Genomic DNA, 14,641 nt, shown 5'->3' with positions numbered 1-14,641 from the left:
TCCGGGGATCCGCGTCCCCTGGGTCATGGGAGAAGGGCGATGGGTCAGTTCCTGGCTGACGGCCGACGGACGCGGCGCGCGGAGTGCGCGCACGTGTCAGTCGACCGGTCACAGTGGCGGGACCGCGCCGGATTCGCACCGGCTTCCTGGGTCCCAGCGCCCCGTATGGAGTTGAAGCGACAGCGGTGGGGTGGAGATGGGTGGAGCTGCGGGTCAGTATGCCTCGACGACCCGGACTTCCTCTTCCGTGATCTTCTCGTCGACGATCCGGAACGAGCGGAACTGGAAGGGTCCCTCGCCCGCGGTGTCGGCGGTGGAGACCAGGACGTAGTGCGCGTTCGGCTCACCGGCGTAGCTGACGTCCGTGCGGGACGGGTACGCCTCGGTCATGGTGTGCGAGTGGTAGACGATCACCGGCACCTCGTCGTTGTCGTCCAGCTCGCGGTAGAGCTTCAGGAGGTCGCCCGAGTCGAATTCGTAGAACGTGGACGACCGGGCCGCGTTCTCCATGGGGATGAATCGTTCCGGCCGGTCGCTGCCCTCGGGGCCCGCGACGATGCCGCACGCCTCGTCGGGGTGGTCGGCGCGGGCGTGCGCGACGATCCGGTCGTAGAGGTCCTGGGTGAGCGTCAGCATGCGGATCAGGATAAACGCGCGCCGGGCGGACGGCGGAAGGGTGCCGGGGCGGACGGCGGAAGGGCCGGTCCCCGGCTGTCGGACCGCGAGTGAGCCGAAGGGGCGCGGCGAGTTCTGGAAGGAGAACGCGCGGAGGCCGCGAGGAACGAGCGGCCGAGCACGATCGACTGAAGAACTCGTCTTAGGCGCCCCGGAGGCGAACCGAGCCTGGAAAAAAGGGGATGCCGGGCGGCGGGTGGGGCGGGCAGGCAGTCGCCCACCCGCCGTCCGGCACGTTCGGGGGCCGCGGATGACGGCCCGGTGGCCGTCAGCGCTTGGCGAAGGCCGTGCCCTCCGGGTTCTTCGCCCGGAGGACGAGATACGAGACCCCGAGCACCAGCGCCCAGAGCGGTGCCACATAGAGCGAGATCCGGGCGTCCTTGTCGATGCCCATCAGGACGATCACCATGCCGATGAACGCCAGCGCGAACCAGCTCGTCCAGGGGGCGCCGGGGGCCTTGAAGGAGGATTCGGCGACCTCGCCGCGGGCGGCCTTGGCGCGGTAGCGGATATGGCTGACCAGGATCATGATCCAGGCCCACATACCGGAGATGGTGGCAAAGGAGACGATCTTGTTGAAGGCGTCGCCGGGCCACTGGTAGTTGATCCACACACCGATCAGCATCAGACCGGCGGAGAAGGTGGTGCCGATCAGCGGGGTGCCGTGCTTGGTGAGCTTGGTGAAGAGCTTCGGGCCCTGGCTGTTGAGCGCGAGGTCGCGGAGCATCCGGCCGGTGGAGTACATACCGGAGTTGCAGGACGACAGCGCCGCGGTGAGCACCACGAAGTTGACGATGCCCGCGCCGATCTGGAGGCCCATCTGGTCGAAGGCGGCGACGAACGGGGAGACGCCCGGCTGGAAGTTGGTCCAGGAGACGACCGACAGGATCATGATCAGGGCGCCGACGTAGAAGACGGCGATCCGCCACGGCACGGTGTTGATGGCCTTGGGGAGGGTCTTCTCCGGGTCCTTGGACTCACCGGCGGTGACTCCGACCAGTTCGACCGCCAGGAAGGCGAACATCACGATCTGGAGGGTCATCAGGGTGCCGCCGAGGCCCTTGGGGAAGAAGCCGCCGTCGCTCCAGAGGAGGGAGAAGGAGGCGGTGTCACCGGCGTCGGTGAAGCCCAGGGTGATGATTCCGGCGCAGATCAGGATCATGCCGATGATGGCGGTGACCTTGACCATGGAGAACCAGAACTCCAGCTCGCCGAAGATCTTCACGGAGATCAGGTTGGCGAGATAGAGGATGACCGTGAAGGCCAGGGCCGAGATCCACTGCGGCAGGTCGAACCAGTACGTCATGTACTCGGCGGCCGCGGTGACCTCGGTCATTCCGGTGACGACCCAGAACAGCCAGTACGTCCAGCCGGTGGCGAAGCCCGCGAAGGGGCCGACGAACTCCCGCGCGTACTCGGAGAACGAGCCCGCGACCGGGCGGTACATCAGCAGCTCGCCCAGCGCCCGCATGATGAAGAAGATGACCACGCCCGCGATGGCGTAGGCGAGGATGAGGCTGGGGCCCGCTTTGGAGATGCCCTTGCCGGCGCCGAGGAAAAGGCCCGTGCCGATGGCTCCGCCGATGGCGATCATCTGGATCTGACGGGCACCGAGTGTCCGGTGGTACCCCTGGTCCTCCGCGGTGGCCGCCGGGGCCTTCGTCCCGGCCGGTCCGCCCGGACCGTTCTTGCTGTCGTCGACCTGCACCGAGGTCATAACTGGTGCGCCCTTCTCTCCATGCCGATCCGCGTGCGTCGCGCCCCCCGGCGATACGACTGCGGATCAGTTCCTGATCCCCCCGGATATGGATGGAGTGCCACCGGCGATCCGCCGGCTCAAGCGCCTCCAGGAGCATGGGTGGCGCCCCTGGTGGTCGTGAAGATTTATCACGGTTGCTACAGAGATCAATCCGCCGCTTTGTGGCACACCGCACAGAAAGAACCGGACAAACGTTACTTTGATGGGCGCATTACCCCAGGCTGGTAACGCGATCGTTATTCGGATTTGAGTGTCCGTTGAGCGAACAACCGAACGGACGGACGGTTGCGGGCCGGCCGGGGCGCCGAGCCGACGGGGGCGGCGGACGGCCGAGGCGCCGGGCGGGGTGCCGGGGGCAGACACCGGGGCAGCGGAACGCCCCGGGGCGAGTGCCGCCGGGGCGCCGGAGGAGCAGGGAGAGAGGGGCGGAAGGGGGCCGGGGGCTCAGGGCAGCAGGGTGCCGACCAGGGTCTCCTGGAGGACGCCCAGCCAGAGGTACGCCATCACCATCGGCTTGCGCGGGTCCCCGTCGGGAAGGTGGTAGAGCCCGCCGCCCTGATCGCCGGCCGCGTCGTCCTCCTCACTGACCTCCAGCCGGGCGCCGATGGTCAGCCGCAGGTCGTTGAGGGCGCCGAGCCACTGCCGGGACTCGTCCGGAGTCAGCTTCAGTACGGAGACGGACCCGCCGCCCGCCTCCAGCCCGTCGAGGGCGCGGACCAGGGCGAGCGCGTTCGCCCGCTTGCCCGCCCGCAGGTCGTTCTCCGTGAAGCGGCGGAACTCGGCGGAGGCGGCGCGGCGCTCGTCATCGCTCATCCCGGGGCGGGAACCGGAACCGGGACCGGGGCCACCGGGGCCGGGGCCCTGGCCGGGCGCGGAACCGGAACCGGAACCGGAACCGCCGGAGCCCGGGCCGGAACCGGAGCCCGCGGCGTCGCCGCCGCGGTCCGGGCCGCCGTAGGCATCGGGGAAGAGCCGGGCCAGCGCCGGATCGGACGGCGGCTCGCTCGGCCCCTCGGCGAACAGCGCGGCCAGCGGGTCCTCGCCCTCGACCGGCTCGTCACCGGGCCCGATGAGCTCCAGCATCTGCACCGCGAGGGAGCGCAGGATGGACACCTCGACATCGTCGAGTTCGATGACCGCGCCGCCGCCGGAGAGCGGCTCGAAGGGACCCGGCATCAGTTGCGGTCCTGGGAGAGGGTCGCCCACAGGCCGTACCCGTGCATCGCCTGCACATCGCGCTCCATCTCCTCGCGGCTGCCGCTGGAGACCACGGCGCGTCCCTTGTGGTGGACGTCGAGCATCAGTTTGCGCGCCTTGTCCTTGGAGTATCCGAAGTACGCCTGGAAGACATAGGTGACGTAGCTCATCAGATTGACGGGATCGTTGTGGACGAGCGTCACCCACGGTACGTCGGGCTCGGGAACGGCGAAACTCTGCTCCGCCGATTCGGGGCGTTCGATCTCAGTGGGAGCAACACTCACCTGAACCATGCTGCCACCCGGGGCCGCCCCGCGCATAAACGGCTCCCCATTTCGTCAGAGTGACGAAATGTGGGGTAGCATCCTCGCCAGAACGGGAACGCCCGTGTCATCGCGGGCGTCCGACGGCGCATCCCCCGTCCCGCAGCCGGTGGAGCGGGGCGCAGAAAGCATGAGGTCGAGTCTCGTGAACACCGCTGACCTGGGGCTCCCGGTCGACGTCCCCTCCACGGCCCTCTTCACCGACCAGTACGAGTTCACCATGGTGCAGGCGGCCCTGCGGGCGGGCACCGCGCACCGCCGCTCCGTCTTCGAGGTCTTCACCCGCCGGCTGCCCGAGGGGCGGCGGTACGGGGTCCTGGCCGGCACCGGACGGGTGCTCGACGCCGTGGCGAACTTCCGGTTCGACGAGAACGTGCTCGCGTTCCTGCGGGAGCAGGACATCGTCGACGCCGCAACCCTGGACTGGCTGGCCTCGTACCGCTTCCGCGGCGATATCTGGGGCTACCCGGAAGGGGAGGTCTACTTCCCCGGCTCACCGGTCCTGCGCGTCGAGGGCACCTTCGCGGAGTGCGTGCTCCTGGAGACCGTGATCCTCTCCATCCTCAACCACGATTCCGCCATTGCGGCGGCCGCGTCCCGGATGGCGGCGGCCGCGGGCGGCCGGAAGCTCATCGAGATGGGGGCCCGGCGCACCCATGAGCTGGCGGCGGTGGCCGCGTCCCGCGCGGCGTACGTCGGCGGCTTCGACTCCACCTCCGATCTGGCGGCCGGTTTCCGGTACGGCATCCCGACCGTCGGCACCAGCGCCCATGCCTTCACCCTGCTGCACGACAGCGAGCGGGACGCCTTCCGGGCGCAGGTGGACTCCCTGGGGCGGGGCACGACCCTGCTGGTCGACACCTACGACGTCGCCGAGGCGGTCCGTACGGCGGTGGAGATCGCCGGGCCCGAGCTGGGCGCGGTCCGGATCGACTCGGGCGATCTGCTGCTGGTCGCGCACCGGGTGCGGCAGCAGCTCGACGAGCTGGGCGCCCGGCACACCAGGATCACGGTCACCTCCGATCTGGACGAGTACGCCATCGCCTCCCTGGCGGCCGCGCCGGTGGACGCGTACGGGGTGGGCACCCAGCTGGTCACCGGCAGCGGGCACCCGACCTGCTCCATGGTCTACAAGCTGGTCGCCCGGGCCCGGGGCGAGGGTCCGGACGCCCCGCTGGAGCCGGTGGCCAAACGGTCCGTGGGCGGCAAGGCGTCCGTCGGCGGGCGCAAGTGGGCCGCCCGGCGGCCGGACGCGGAGGGCGTGGCCGAGGCGGAGGTCGTGGGCACCGGACCGGTGCCGGACGAGCTGGTCCGCCACCAGCTGCTGGTGGAGCTGGTGCGGGGCGGCGAGATCGTGGCGCGGGAGCCGCTCGACGTACCGAGGGAGCGGCACCGGGCCGCCCGGGGCGCGCTGCCGCTGTCGGCGACGCAGCTCTCGCGGGGTGAGCCGGTGCTGCCGACGGAGTACGTTCAGGAGCAGAGCCGGTAGTACGCGCGCTCCCGGGGCACCGCCCCGGGACGGCCCCGGACCCGGGCAGGCATCCCGGGCGGGCATCCGGGCATGCGTCCGTGCAGTCCCCGGCACCACGCCGGACCCACCGATCCGAAAGGCACCCGCTATGCACCGCGCACTCATCGTCGTCGACGTCCAGAACGACTTCTGCGAGGGCGGCAGCCTCGCGGTGGCGGGAGGTGCGCAGGTCGCCGCGGCGATCACCGATCTGATCGGGCAGAGCACGGCCGGCTACCGCCATGTGGTGGCCACCCGTGACCACCACATCGACCCCGGCGGCCACTTCTCCGACACGCCCGACTACGAGACGTCGTGGCCGGTCCACTGCGTGGCGGGCACCGAGGGGGCGGGCTTCCACCCGAACTTCGCGCCCGCGGTGGCCTCCGGCGCGGTCGAGGCGGTCTTCGACAAGGGCGCCTACGCCGCGGCGTACAGCGGCTTCGAGGGCTCCGACGAGAACGGCACCGGGCTCGCGGCCTGGCTGCGGGAGCACGGGGTGACCGAGGTGGACGTGGTGGGGGTGGCGACCGACCACTGTGTCCGGGCGACGGCGCTGGACGCGGTGCGGGAAGGTTTCACCACCCGGGTGCTGCTGGACCTCACCGCGGCGGTCTCCGCGGAGCGGACCGGCTGGGTGCTGCCGGAGCTGCGGGAGGCCGGGGTCGCCCTGACGGGCGAACCGGCGGTCTGAGGCGCCTTCCCCCGGGACGGGTCCGGGGGAAGGTCCGGTGTCGGGGTCCGGGGCGGGGCCGGGCACGGAGGCGGGCGCGGGGGCGGGCACGGAGGCGGACGCGGGGGCGGGCCGGCGAGGCCCCGGGCGGGGCTGCCGTCAGGCCCAGCTCCGCCGCGCCGGACTCGCCCGGAAGGGGTGCCAGAGCGCGGCCGCCGGAGCCTCCTGGAGGCGCCAGAGCAGGCCGTCCGGATGGTGCAGCACCGCCGTGATCTCGTCCGGCGTCGGCGGTTCCGCGTTCCCCCGCAGATAGACCGCACGGAGCCCCAGATTCCGCAGCCTGGTCAGGGCGCGGGCCCGGTTCGCGGCATGGACGAGGAAGCGGGCGACGCTGCCGTCGCCGAGCGGGCTGGGCAGGCTGACGGCGACGACGACGGTGCCGTTCGGGAGTCTGCTGAAACCTCCGCCGGACATGGTGTACCACTCCCCCGTGGATCGGTCGGCCGGGCTGGTCGGGCCCGGTGTCAATAAGAGGCGGTCACCACGCACCTAAACACGATCGGCCGTCGCCCGCTAGAGGGCGACGGCCGATCATGCTTTGACCTGCTGTTTTGCGAATTACTTGGTCGACGGACCGACCTTCACCGTGATCGTTTCACCGCTGCGCGGCTCCTTGACGATCGAAATCTTGGTGTTGGTGTCAGTAACCTTCACGCTGCCGGTCGGGTTCTCGGCGTACCAGTAGACGCCCTTGCGGTCGTCGAAGACGCTCCGGCCCGGACGGGACGGGATCTTCGTCGGCACGCCGGCCTTGTGGAGGGTGATCGCGTCGTACGGCCGGGTCGAGAAGGTCGAGTCGAAGGTCTGGATCCGGTTGCGCATCAGCGTACCGTCGGACCACCGCAGCGGTTCGGGATTCGCGTCGATCGGCAGGATCTGGCCCGCGCCCGGGTGCACCCCGGTGTTGTTGTCCCGCTGGAAGGTGTCCCAGTACCAGATCAGCAGCCCGTTCTGGTACGGGAAGTGCTCCACCCAGCGGTTCCGCGGGGCCGGGAAGCCGAAGTTGTACGCGCCGATCTCCAGCCCCTTGTCGTACGAGACGTACTGGCGGTTCTCGGCCAGGTAGTACTGCTCGTAGTCCTTGGTGATGGACTCGCCGATCCGGCTGAAGCCGGCCTTCGTCCAGCCCGCGTCGTCGGCCTCGGCGCCGTCGGTGAAGAGGGGCGCGCCGTCCGCCGTGACGGTGATGGCGTCCGCGGTGAAGCCCTTCTCCGCGGTCGCGCTGTCCGTGCGGTAAGCGAAGCGGAGGCCGATCTTCTGGCCGGCGTAGGCGTCCAGGGGGTAGACCAGGGAGCGGTGGGCGCCCGAGCGTCCGGTGAGCGCGGGCTTGTCCCCGGCGTCCCGGGTGATCGGCCGGCCGTCGGCGGTCCCGTCGACCGGGGTCCAGGTGGCGCCGTTGTCCGTGGAGACCTCGGTGTAGAGGTAGTCGTAGCCGGCTTCGATCTGCCACCAGGCGGAGAGGCTCAGGGAGGCGGTCGACTTCCCGGTCAGATCGACCGTGCGGGTCAGGGTGTTGCGCAGGTCGTCGCCCATGTCGGACCACCACTGGCGGGTGCCCTCGGCGGGTTTGACGACCGGGGTGGTGCCGGGCTTCTTCGGCAGTTCGACGATCAGCGCCTGCGGCCGCTTGGTGTTGTACGCCTGGACGCCGAGGGTGTGCACGGAGTCGGTGGCGGCCTTCGCCTTGGTGTAGTTGAGCCAGCCGAGCTGGAGCTTGTCCCAGGCGGTCATATCGCCGGGCAGGTCGCCGATGGCGTTCTTGCCGCGGCCCAGCCAGGACCCGGAGGACATCAGGCTCCAGAAGCCGGTGGAGTTCTCGCCGCGCCCGGAGTAGTCGTAGAGATCCGGCAGGCCGAGGTCGTGCCCGTACTCGTGGGCGAAGACTCCGAGGCCGCCGTTCTCCGGCTGCACGGTGTAGTCGCCGACCCAGATGCCCGTGGTGCCGATCTGGGTGCCGCCGGCCCGGTTGTTCGCGGGGCCGGTCCGGCCGTTGTCGTCGCCGTACGCGTACCAGCGGTGCGCCCAGATGGCGTCGGGGCCCTGGGCGCCGCCGCCCGCGGACTCGTCCTCGCCCGCGTGGACGAACTGGAAGTGGTCGATATAGCCGTCGGCCTCGTTGAAGTTGCCGTCGTTGTCGAAGTCGTAGCGGTCCCAGACGTCGTACTGCCGGAGGTCCGCGGTGATCTGCTCGTCGGTACGGCCGCGCGCCTTCTGGTCGGCGACCCAGGCGTTGACGCCGTCGCGCACCGCGTCCCAGACGTTCTTGCAGTTGCTCTCGCCGCAGAAGTTGGAGCCGTAGCGGGCCTCGTTCCATTCGACCCTGACCCAGTCGGAGACCGTGCCGTCGACGGAGTAGCGGCCGGACGACGCCTTCTCGAAGTACGTCTTCACCGACTGCTTGGGCTGCCCCTGGGCGTCCTTGCCGGTGCCGAAGTACAGGTCCTGGAAGTGGGCGCGGTTGTAGTCCGCCTTCCAGTCGGTGGCGTTGTCCTTGGTGCGGTCCGGCTCTTTGATCGTGTTGTGCAGCGGGCCGGGGGTGCCGCCGTACTGCTTGACCGGCGGCTGGGGGCCCTCGGGCCCGTCGGGGTCGTACATCGTGGTGTCGTCGACCTTGTCGCCGAACTCCACCAGGATCGTGAAGATCTTGTCGGTCTTCTCCCGGCCCAGCTCGACGTACTTGCCCTTGTCGAGCTTGACGACCTTGGAGGCGCCGCGCCGCTCGACCGTCGACTCACCGCTGATGACCTGTTCGAGAGCGGTCTCGCGCTGCTGGGCCTGCTGCTTGCTGAAGGGCCCGTCGAGATCGTGGTCCACATGGTCCTTGGCGGGCGCCGGGTCGTGGCGCTGGACGGCGCCGCCGGCCGGGGCGACCGCAGCGGTCGCGGACGACCGTGCTCCGTTGTCCTCGGCCTGCGCGGTCCCGTACGCCGAGACCGTGGCGGCCGTCGCGGCGAGCGCGACGACGACCGCGGATGTCCTGAGGGACCGTCCGCGGCCGCTTCTGGTGGTGGTCACGTGAGCGAATTCCTCCCCCGCGCCCCGGGCGCCGCGGATCCAGTGGGGTGGGTGGGGCCGTCCGGGCGGGGGTCGCGTCTCAAGTGACGGCATTCGACCGTACGTGCGGAAGAAAAGACAGTCCTTGACTTGAACACACCAACTGCCCTATGCGGGAGCGTTGTTCCGTTATCCGGACGTCAAGGATCGGCCGGATCTCGCCGTCGGCCGGGCGGGGGCATCCGGAAGGCCCGGCGTCAAGGGGCGTGAACCCGTGCGCCCCCCATGCACCGGCGGCCGGGGCGGAGGAACGCTTACCGCGGGGGCGGTCCGGGAATCCAGCATCCTAGGCCGTGTCCGACACGGCCCAGGGAGTTTCTTTCGGATCAGGCCGGATGAGTGAGCGGGGTCTGGTGCCGTGCATCGCAAGGCGGAGGATTGAGCCACTGCGGAGCATTGGTGATTGACGACAACGCAGCGAGGTGCGGTGCCAGGGCACGCGAGCCCGGCAAGATCCGAAAGAGACGACCTAGAGCGCTCGGCGGTGCGACCGCGCCGGGCGCCACCCCCCCGAACTGTTCTTCCTACTGTCGTGAGGACGGAAACCGTTATGCAGCGTCCGACTTCCGTACAGATCGCTTCCGGTTCGGCCACCGTCGTCTTCTCGGCGCTCGCCCTGCTGCTCTTCACCAGGACCACGCATGCCCTCGGGGTCGCCGCGATCGGAGTGGCCGCCATGGCCCTCGGGCTGCTGGTGGCCGTGGCGCTGCCGATGAGCCGGGCGCTGCGGGCGTCCGCCGGGAACGGGCGTCCGAAGCGCGCCGGATCCACGGCGCCCGCCCCGCGCCCGAAGGCTCATGCGGGGGCGGGCGCGGACACCTCGGCGCGGTAGGGCCTCGGGCTGCGGTGCTGCTTGCGGCCCGGGGGGACCGGGCCGCGGTGCTGCCGGCCGCGGTGCTGTTTCAGGCCGTAGTGCTGCTTACGCCGTAGTGCTGGTTCAGGCCGTGGTGCTGTTTCAGGCCGTGGTGCCGGGGCCGGTTCCGTCCGGCACCGTGACCACCACGGTCTTGGCCGCCTTGTCGTGCAGACCCTGCCGGTAGGGCTTGTCCGCCAGGACCGTGATGATGATGACCAGCCACCAGACGCAGAAGCAGCAGATCAGCGCGGGCGCCCAGAGCACGGCGGCCCGGGTCAGCGCGGCGCCGGTCTCCGGCGTGCTGCCGTCGTTGAGCATTGCGACGCGCAGCTTCAGCAGCTTCTTGCCGACGGTCTGGCCGGTCTTGCGGACCATCAGCGTGTCGTAGGCGACATACGCGACCAGCGAGATCAGCGACCAGAGCCACTGCCGGCCGGTGTTGAGATCGCTGGTGATGTCGTTCCAGTCGTCACCGCTGTTCCCGGAGGACCAGCCGCCCGCGAGCAGCGAGATGATGAACAGCGGAATGAAGACGATCAGCGCGTCGATCACCCGGGCGGCGAAGCGCCGGCCGAAATCGGCCAGCGGCGGCATGCCCGCGAGCGGGTCGGGCGTCCCGCCGTACGGACCACCGCCGTACGGGCCGCCCTGGCCGCCGCCGTACGGGGGCGGCGGTGTCCCGCCCGCCCCGCCGTAGGGGCCGCCGCTCTGGCCGGGGCCGTACGGCGAGCCGGGCGGCGGGCCCGGGGGCGGCGGAGGCGGCGGGGGCTGGTCCGGCGGAGGCTGCCGGTCCGGTGGCGGCGGAGGCTCGGAACCGCCGTTCTGCCCGCCCGGCTCGGGCGGCCGCTTGACGAAGGGGTCGTCGTCACGGGGCCGGTCGCGTCCTGGGTCCCCCCAGCCGGAGGGCGGTGGCTGGTCGTTGCTCATGTGGGCAGTGCAACCCGTGCCCGGGGTCCCCGCAAAAGGACGCACGCCGTTCGGGGGACGCGGCCCCGGACGGCCCCCCGGCGGCCGCGGCCCGACGGATGCCGGACCGCCGCCGGACCTCGGCCCGGCTGCTGCCCGGCCGCTGCCCGGCCGCCGCGGTCAGCCCTGGACGAAGGTGCGCGCGGCCTTGTCGTGCCAGCACTGCCGCCAGGGCCGGTCGAAGAGGCACCACACCACGTTGACGACACCCACGGCGATCAGCCCGAGACCGCTGTAGACCAGCCAGCGGCGGAGCGCCGCGCCGAACGACGGCGGCTCGTGGGACTCGATGTCCACGACCGAGATCCCGCAGACCTTCTTGCCGAGGGTGCGGCCCCACTTGGCGGTCGGCAGGGCCTCGTACAGCACGCCGAGGACCAGCAGCGCGGCCAGCAGGATGCCGGACTGGACCCCCGTGGTGCCGTCGAGCAGCCAGACCGTGACGGTCTCGCCGGACCGCTCGGCGGCCTCGATCTTTCCGTTGACATGGTCGATCGCACCGGTCACCAGGGGTACGGCGACGGCGCCCACCAGCCCGCCGAGCACGGCCGTGTCGATGAGCCGGGCCACCAGCCGCCTGCCGAGCCCGGCGGGCCGGGCCGCGGCCTGCGCCCGGGCCATGGAGAGGAAGGGGTCGTCGACCGGCGGCTTCCACGGCACAACCGGAGGCTCGGCCGCGGCGGCCCCCGGGGGCTGCTGCGCCCAGGAGGCGGCCCCGCCCCCGGGCCCGTCGGTCACCGGAGCGGGCCGCACCGGCTGGGCCTGCGCCTGCGCCTGCTCGGGCACGAGCGGCCGGACGGGGGCGGGTGCGGGTGCCTGCGGGTGGGCATGGGCCTGCGGGTGCGGGTGAGGCTGGGCGGGAAGCTGCGGGGCCGCGGGCAGTGGCTGTACGGGCGCCGGGGCCTGCGCGGCGTGCGGCTGCGGGGCCTGCGGCTGAGGTACCTGGGGCTGAAGGGCCGGAGCCACCTGGTGCTGAGGAGCCTGCGGCGTCTGCGGGAGCTGGGGCTCCTGAGGTCGTACGGGACGGATGGTGACCGTGCTCTCCGGCACGGGCCGCACCGGCGCGCTCGCCTCGGCGGACTCGGGGGTCCGCACCCCGGACAGCGCCCCGCCCGTCGGATCCTCCCCGGGCGCGGGAGCCTGCGCGGGCACCCGCGCGGCGGCCGCCCCCGTACCGCCCCAGTCGACCCGGTCGCGCTCGGCGCCGAAGCCGCTCTGCCGCGAGGTATCCGCCTGCCAGGCACTGGCGGGCTCGGCCGCCCGGGCGGGCTCCGCCTCCGGCTCCTCGTCCAGAAAGACGGGCCCGGTCTCCTCCACCACCGGAACCACCGGCTCCGGAGCAGACGCCGGAACGGGAGCAGGGGCCGCGGCGGCGGGCGCGGGCACAACAGGTGCCGCGTCCCCGTCCTTGGGCGCGGGCCGGCTCGTACCCGGAACCCAGGCAGCACCGTTCCAGTAACGGACATATCCAGGAATGGACGGATCGGGGTAATACCCCTGCCCGGGTACGTTCCCACCTTCGTCAGTAGGAGTGCCCAATGCCCCCAACTCCGATCACGAGCAACACTTTTGACCTGTCCGGGCTGTCCGGCGTCGATGACCCTTTGATCGCCCAACTGCGGCGGCGCGGCCGGTCAACGGTACTGGACATAGCCAACGGGTAAGCGTCGTACACGCCCCAGCGCCCCGGGGCGTACCTCCGGCTGTCCCTGGACGACATTAACGAAGAACGGCGCGCGAAGAAGAAGGAGTCCAACAGGAAGACTGCCTTCGAGCGTCAGACCGAGGACGTCGGGGCAAAGCGTAATGGCGCTGGGATGGGGCCCCTTCGCCGAGGTGTACGAGGACCCCGAGACCAGCGCGTACAAGAAGCGCAAGATCACCCGCCCGGGCGGGACCGTCGACTGGGCAGTGCTGAGGCCAAGGTTTCAACGGATGCTCACCGATCTGCCACTCAAGGGCGCGCCTTCGGCGCGCCGGGCGGCCTGCCGCCCCTGGCGGGCATGCGGGCCTGACGGCCGGTCCCGCCGAGCGACACCGCCCCACCAGGCCACCGCCTGCAATTCGAGCCCCGCACACCCCGTCGTGACGTGCTGGACGGGAACCGGCGGCATCGGAGACGATGCCGGTACTGCACGATCCATCCGCTACCAGGGAGTGCCTCGTGTGCCTGCCTCCGGCCCGTGGGGTGGTCATGACCGTGATGTTGGCCGATCCCCGTGACGCGGGCTCGGCCAGTAGCCGTGGCCGCGCGTTCCCACTAAATGAAACCAGCTGTAACCGCTGAAAGAATCCCAGGTCAGCAAGCCTCGGCCCCGCGCCAGCGGGGATGGTCCTCGTGGTCGGCGTCGCGTCCGGCGTCACCCTGACTCGGCCCCGCGCCAGCGGGGATGGTCCTCGAGAGCTGCTCGATGCGGTCGGTCACCGATTCTCGGCCCCGCGCCAGCGGGGATGGTCCTCTGCGAGTCGACGTAGGACGGACGTCCCCACCCTCGGCCCCGCGCCAGCGGGGATGGTCCCCGGGTTCTATGCCGGATGTTGACGCATCCGGCCTCGGCCCCGCGCCAGCGGGGATGGTCCCTCGGCCCGGGTGACGGGGTCGGGCTCCCCGGCGCTGGTCGAGCTCGGCCCCGCGCCAGCGGGGATGGTCCCCAGATGGTGGAGACCCCGCTGCGGGGCTTCTTCTCGGCCCCGCGCCAGCGGGGATGGTCCTCGCTCGCATCCGGTCGTCGCACCGGGTGTGGGCTCGGCCCCGCGCCAGCGGGGATGGTCCGCGCACCGCCGAACAGAAGCGAGCCCGCGCACTCTCGGCCCCGCGCCAGCGGGGATGGTCCTGCCGCCGCCTGGCCGAGCAGCTCCTCCCGGACCTCGGCCTCGCGCCAGCGGGGATGGTCCCCCCACCAGGGCGGCGGCGAGTCCGGCGACGACCTCGGCCCCGCGCCTGCGGGGATGGTCCCTCGGATCCCCCGGCGTGAGGACATCGCGTCAGCTCGGCCCCGCGCCTGCGGGGATGGTCCCCCCTCGACGTCCAGCCGCTCCTCGACGGCGTCCTCGGCCCCGCGCCTGCGGGGATGGTCCCGTCCTCTTCGGTGTGTAGACCGATTCGGGGCGCTCGGCCCCGCGCCTGCGGGGATGGTCCCGGCCGCCTGTCGCTCGACGGCATCCCCCAGAACTCGGCCCCGCGCCTGCGGGGATGGTCCGAGGTGCTGGGCGCCCCTGAGCGCGCTCTTCGTCTCGGCCCCGCGCCTGCGGGGATGGTCCCCGGGTGCGGGTCTGGATGACCGCGGTGGCGGTCTCGGCCCCGCGCCTGCGGGGATGGTCCGGGCATCGGCACGACGGTATCCGGCCTCGGGAACTCGGCCCCGCGCCTGCGGGGATGGTCCGGGCAGCAGGCCGGACGCGGCGCCAAGGGCAGCGGGCAGCGTGGCCGGGGCAGTGGCCTACGCCACCCGTGCCACCAGCAGCCGGACCGCTGTCTCAGCCCGGCCGCGCCCGCCGCGCTATCCAGCGCCCGCCCCGGTGCCATCGGCACCGGGGTCCCTCGTGGATCACCAGCCGGACCACCCAG

At 71.6% G+C, this 14,641-nt stretch carries 11 protein-coding genes, 1 CRISPR repeat array and 1 riboswitch; of the genes, 3 read left to right on the top strand and 8 right to left on the bottom strand.

The window, feature by feature from the left end; genetic code table 11:
• Positions 1-25: 25 nt before the first annotated feature.
• A riboswitch (cobalamin riboswitch) is annotated at positions 26-172 on the bottom strand.
• Positions 173-213: 41 nt separating this feature from the next.
• From ACWDR0_RS09950 to clpS, 4 genes are all read right to left on the bottom strand, one after another.
• Positions 214-636: a Mov34/MPN/PAD-1 family protein gene (locus ACWDR0_RS09950; RefSeq protein WP_456351150.1), complete on the bottom strand. Its 423-nt coding sequence runs from the start codon at positions 634-636 to the stop codon at positions 214-216.
• A 307-nt stretch (positions 637-943) separates the two neighbouring features.
• Entirely contained in the window at positions 944-2,392 is a 1,449-nt protein-coding gene (locus ACWDR0_RS09945; protein ID WP_456351149.1) for an amino acid permease, read from the bottom strand.
• 486 nt (positions 2,393-2,878) lie between these two features.
• Entirely contained in the window at positions 2,879-3,610 is a 732-nt protein-coding gene (locus tag ACWDR0_RS09940) for a DUF2017 domain-containing protein (protein ID WP_456351148.1), read from the bottom strand.
• A complete protein-coding gene (gene clpS, locus ACWDR0_RS09935; protein WP_389888522.1) occupies positions 3,610-3,924 on the bottom strand; it encodes an ATP-dependent Clp protease adapter ClpS in 315 nt (104 codons plus the stop codon). Before clpS ends, ACWDR0_RS09940 begins: the two co-directional genes overlap by 1 nt.
• A 175-nt stretch (positions 3,925-4,099) precedes the next feature.
• Here clpS and ACWDR0_RS09930 point away from each other — a divergent pair, with 175 nt between their 5' ends.
• Both ACWDR0_RS09930 and ACWDR0_RS09925 read left to right on the top strand, forming a co-directional pair.
• Positions 4,100-5,443 carry a nicotinate phosphoribosyltransferase gene (locus ACWDR0_RS09930; protein ID WP_456351147.1) on the top strand — a complete coding sequence of 448 codons (1,344 nt, stop codon included), beginning with the start codon at positions 4,100-4,102 and terminating at the stop codon, positions 5,441-5,443.
• 130 nt (positions 5,444-5,573) lie between these two features.
• Positions 5,574-6,158 (top strand): isochorismatase family protein, encoded by a 585-nt coding sequence (locus tag ACWDR0_RS09925; protein WP_456351146.1) that lies wholly within the window; start codon positions 5,574-5,576, stop codon positions 6,156-6,158.
• 138 nt (positions 6,159-6,296) lie between these two features.
• On the opposite strand, the gene ACWDR0_RS09920 is transcribed toward ACWDR0_RS09925, so the two are convergent.
• Both ACWDR0_RS09920 and ACWDR0_RS09915 read right to left on the bottom strand, forming a co-directional pair.
• Positions 6,297-6,611 (bottom strand): hypothetical protein, encoded by a 315-nt coding sequence (locus ACWDR0_RS09920; protein WP_456351145.1) that lies wholly within the window; start codon positions 6,609-6,611, stop codon positions 6,297-6,299.
• Positions 6,612-6,755: 144 nt separating this feature from the next.
• Positions 6,756-9,212 (bottom strand): immune inhibitor A domain-containing protein, encoded by a 2,457-nt coding sequence (locus ACWDR0_RS09915; RefSeq protein WP_456351144.1) that lies wholly within the window; start codon positions 9,210-9,212, stop codon positions 6,756-6,758.
• Between the two features lie 589 nt (positions 9,213-9,801).
• Between ACWDR0_RS09915 and ACWDR0_RS09910 the strand changes: the two genes are divergently transcribed.
• Positions 9,802-10,083 carry a hypothetical protein gene (locus ACWDR0_RS09910; RefSeq protein WP_456351143.1) on the top strand — a complete coding sequence of 94 codons (282 nt, stop codon included), beginning with the start codon at positions 9,802-9,804 and terminating at the stop codon, positions 10,081-10,083.
• Between the two features lie 123 nt (positions 10,084-10,206).
• On the opposite strand, the gene ACWDR0_RS09905 is transcribed toward ACWDR0_RS09910, so the two are convergent.
• Both ACWDR0_RS09905 and ACWDR0_RS09900 read right to left on the bottom strand, forming a co-directional pair.
• Complete coding sequence (locus ACWDR0_RS09905; protein ID WP_456351142.1) at positions 10,207-11,034, bottom strand: RDD family protein; 828 nt, start codon at positions 11,032-11,034, stop codon at positions 10,207-10,209.
• Positions 11,035-11,193: 159 nt separating this feature from the next.
• Positions 11,194-12,612 carry an RDD family protein gene (locus ACWDR0_RS09900; protein ID WP_456351141.1) on the bottom strand — a complete coding sequence of 473 codons (1,419 nt, stop codon included), beginning with the start codon at positions 12,610-12,612 and terminating at the stop codon, positions 11,194-11,196.
• A gap of 769 nt (positions 12,613-13,381) precedes the next feature.
• Positions 13,382-14,456: a CRISPR direct-repeat array (repeat unit 28 nt; unit sequence CTCGGCCCCGCGCCAGCGGGGATGGTCC).
• Between the last annotated feature and the right edge of the window lie 185 nt (positions 14,457-14,641).

This window comes from Streptomyces sp. NPDC003691 (genome assembly GCF_053981115.1).
Note: the sequence above shows the minus strand (reverse complement) of the source record. Positions and strands in the feature narration are given on the sequence as shown.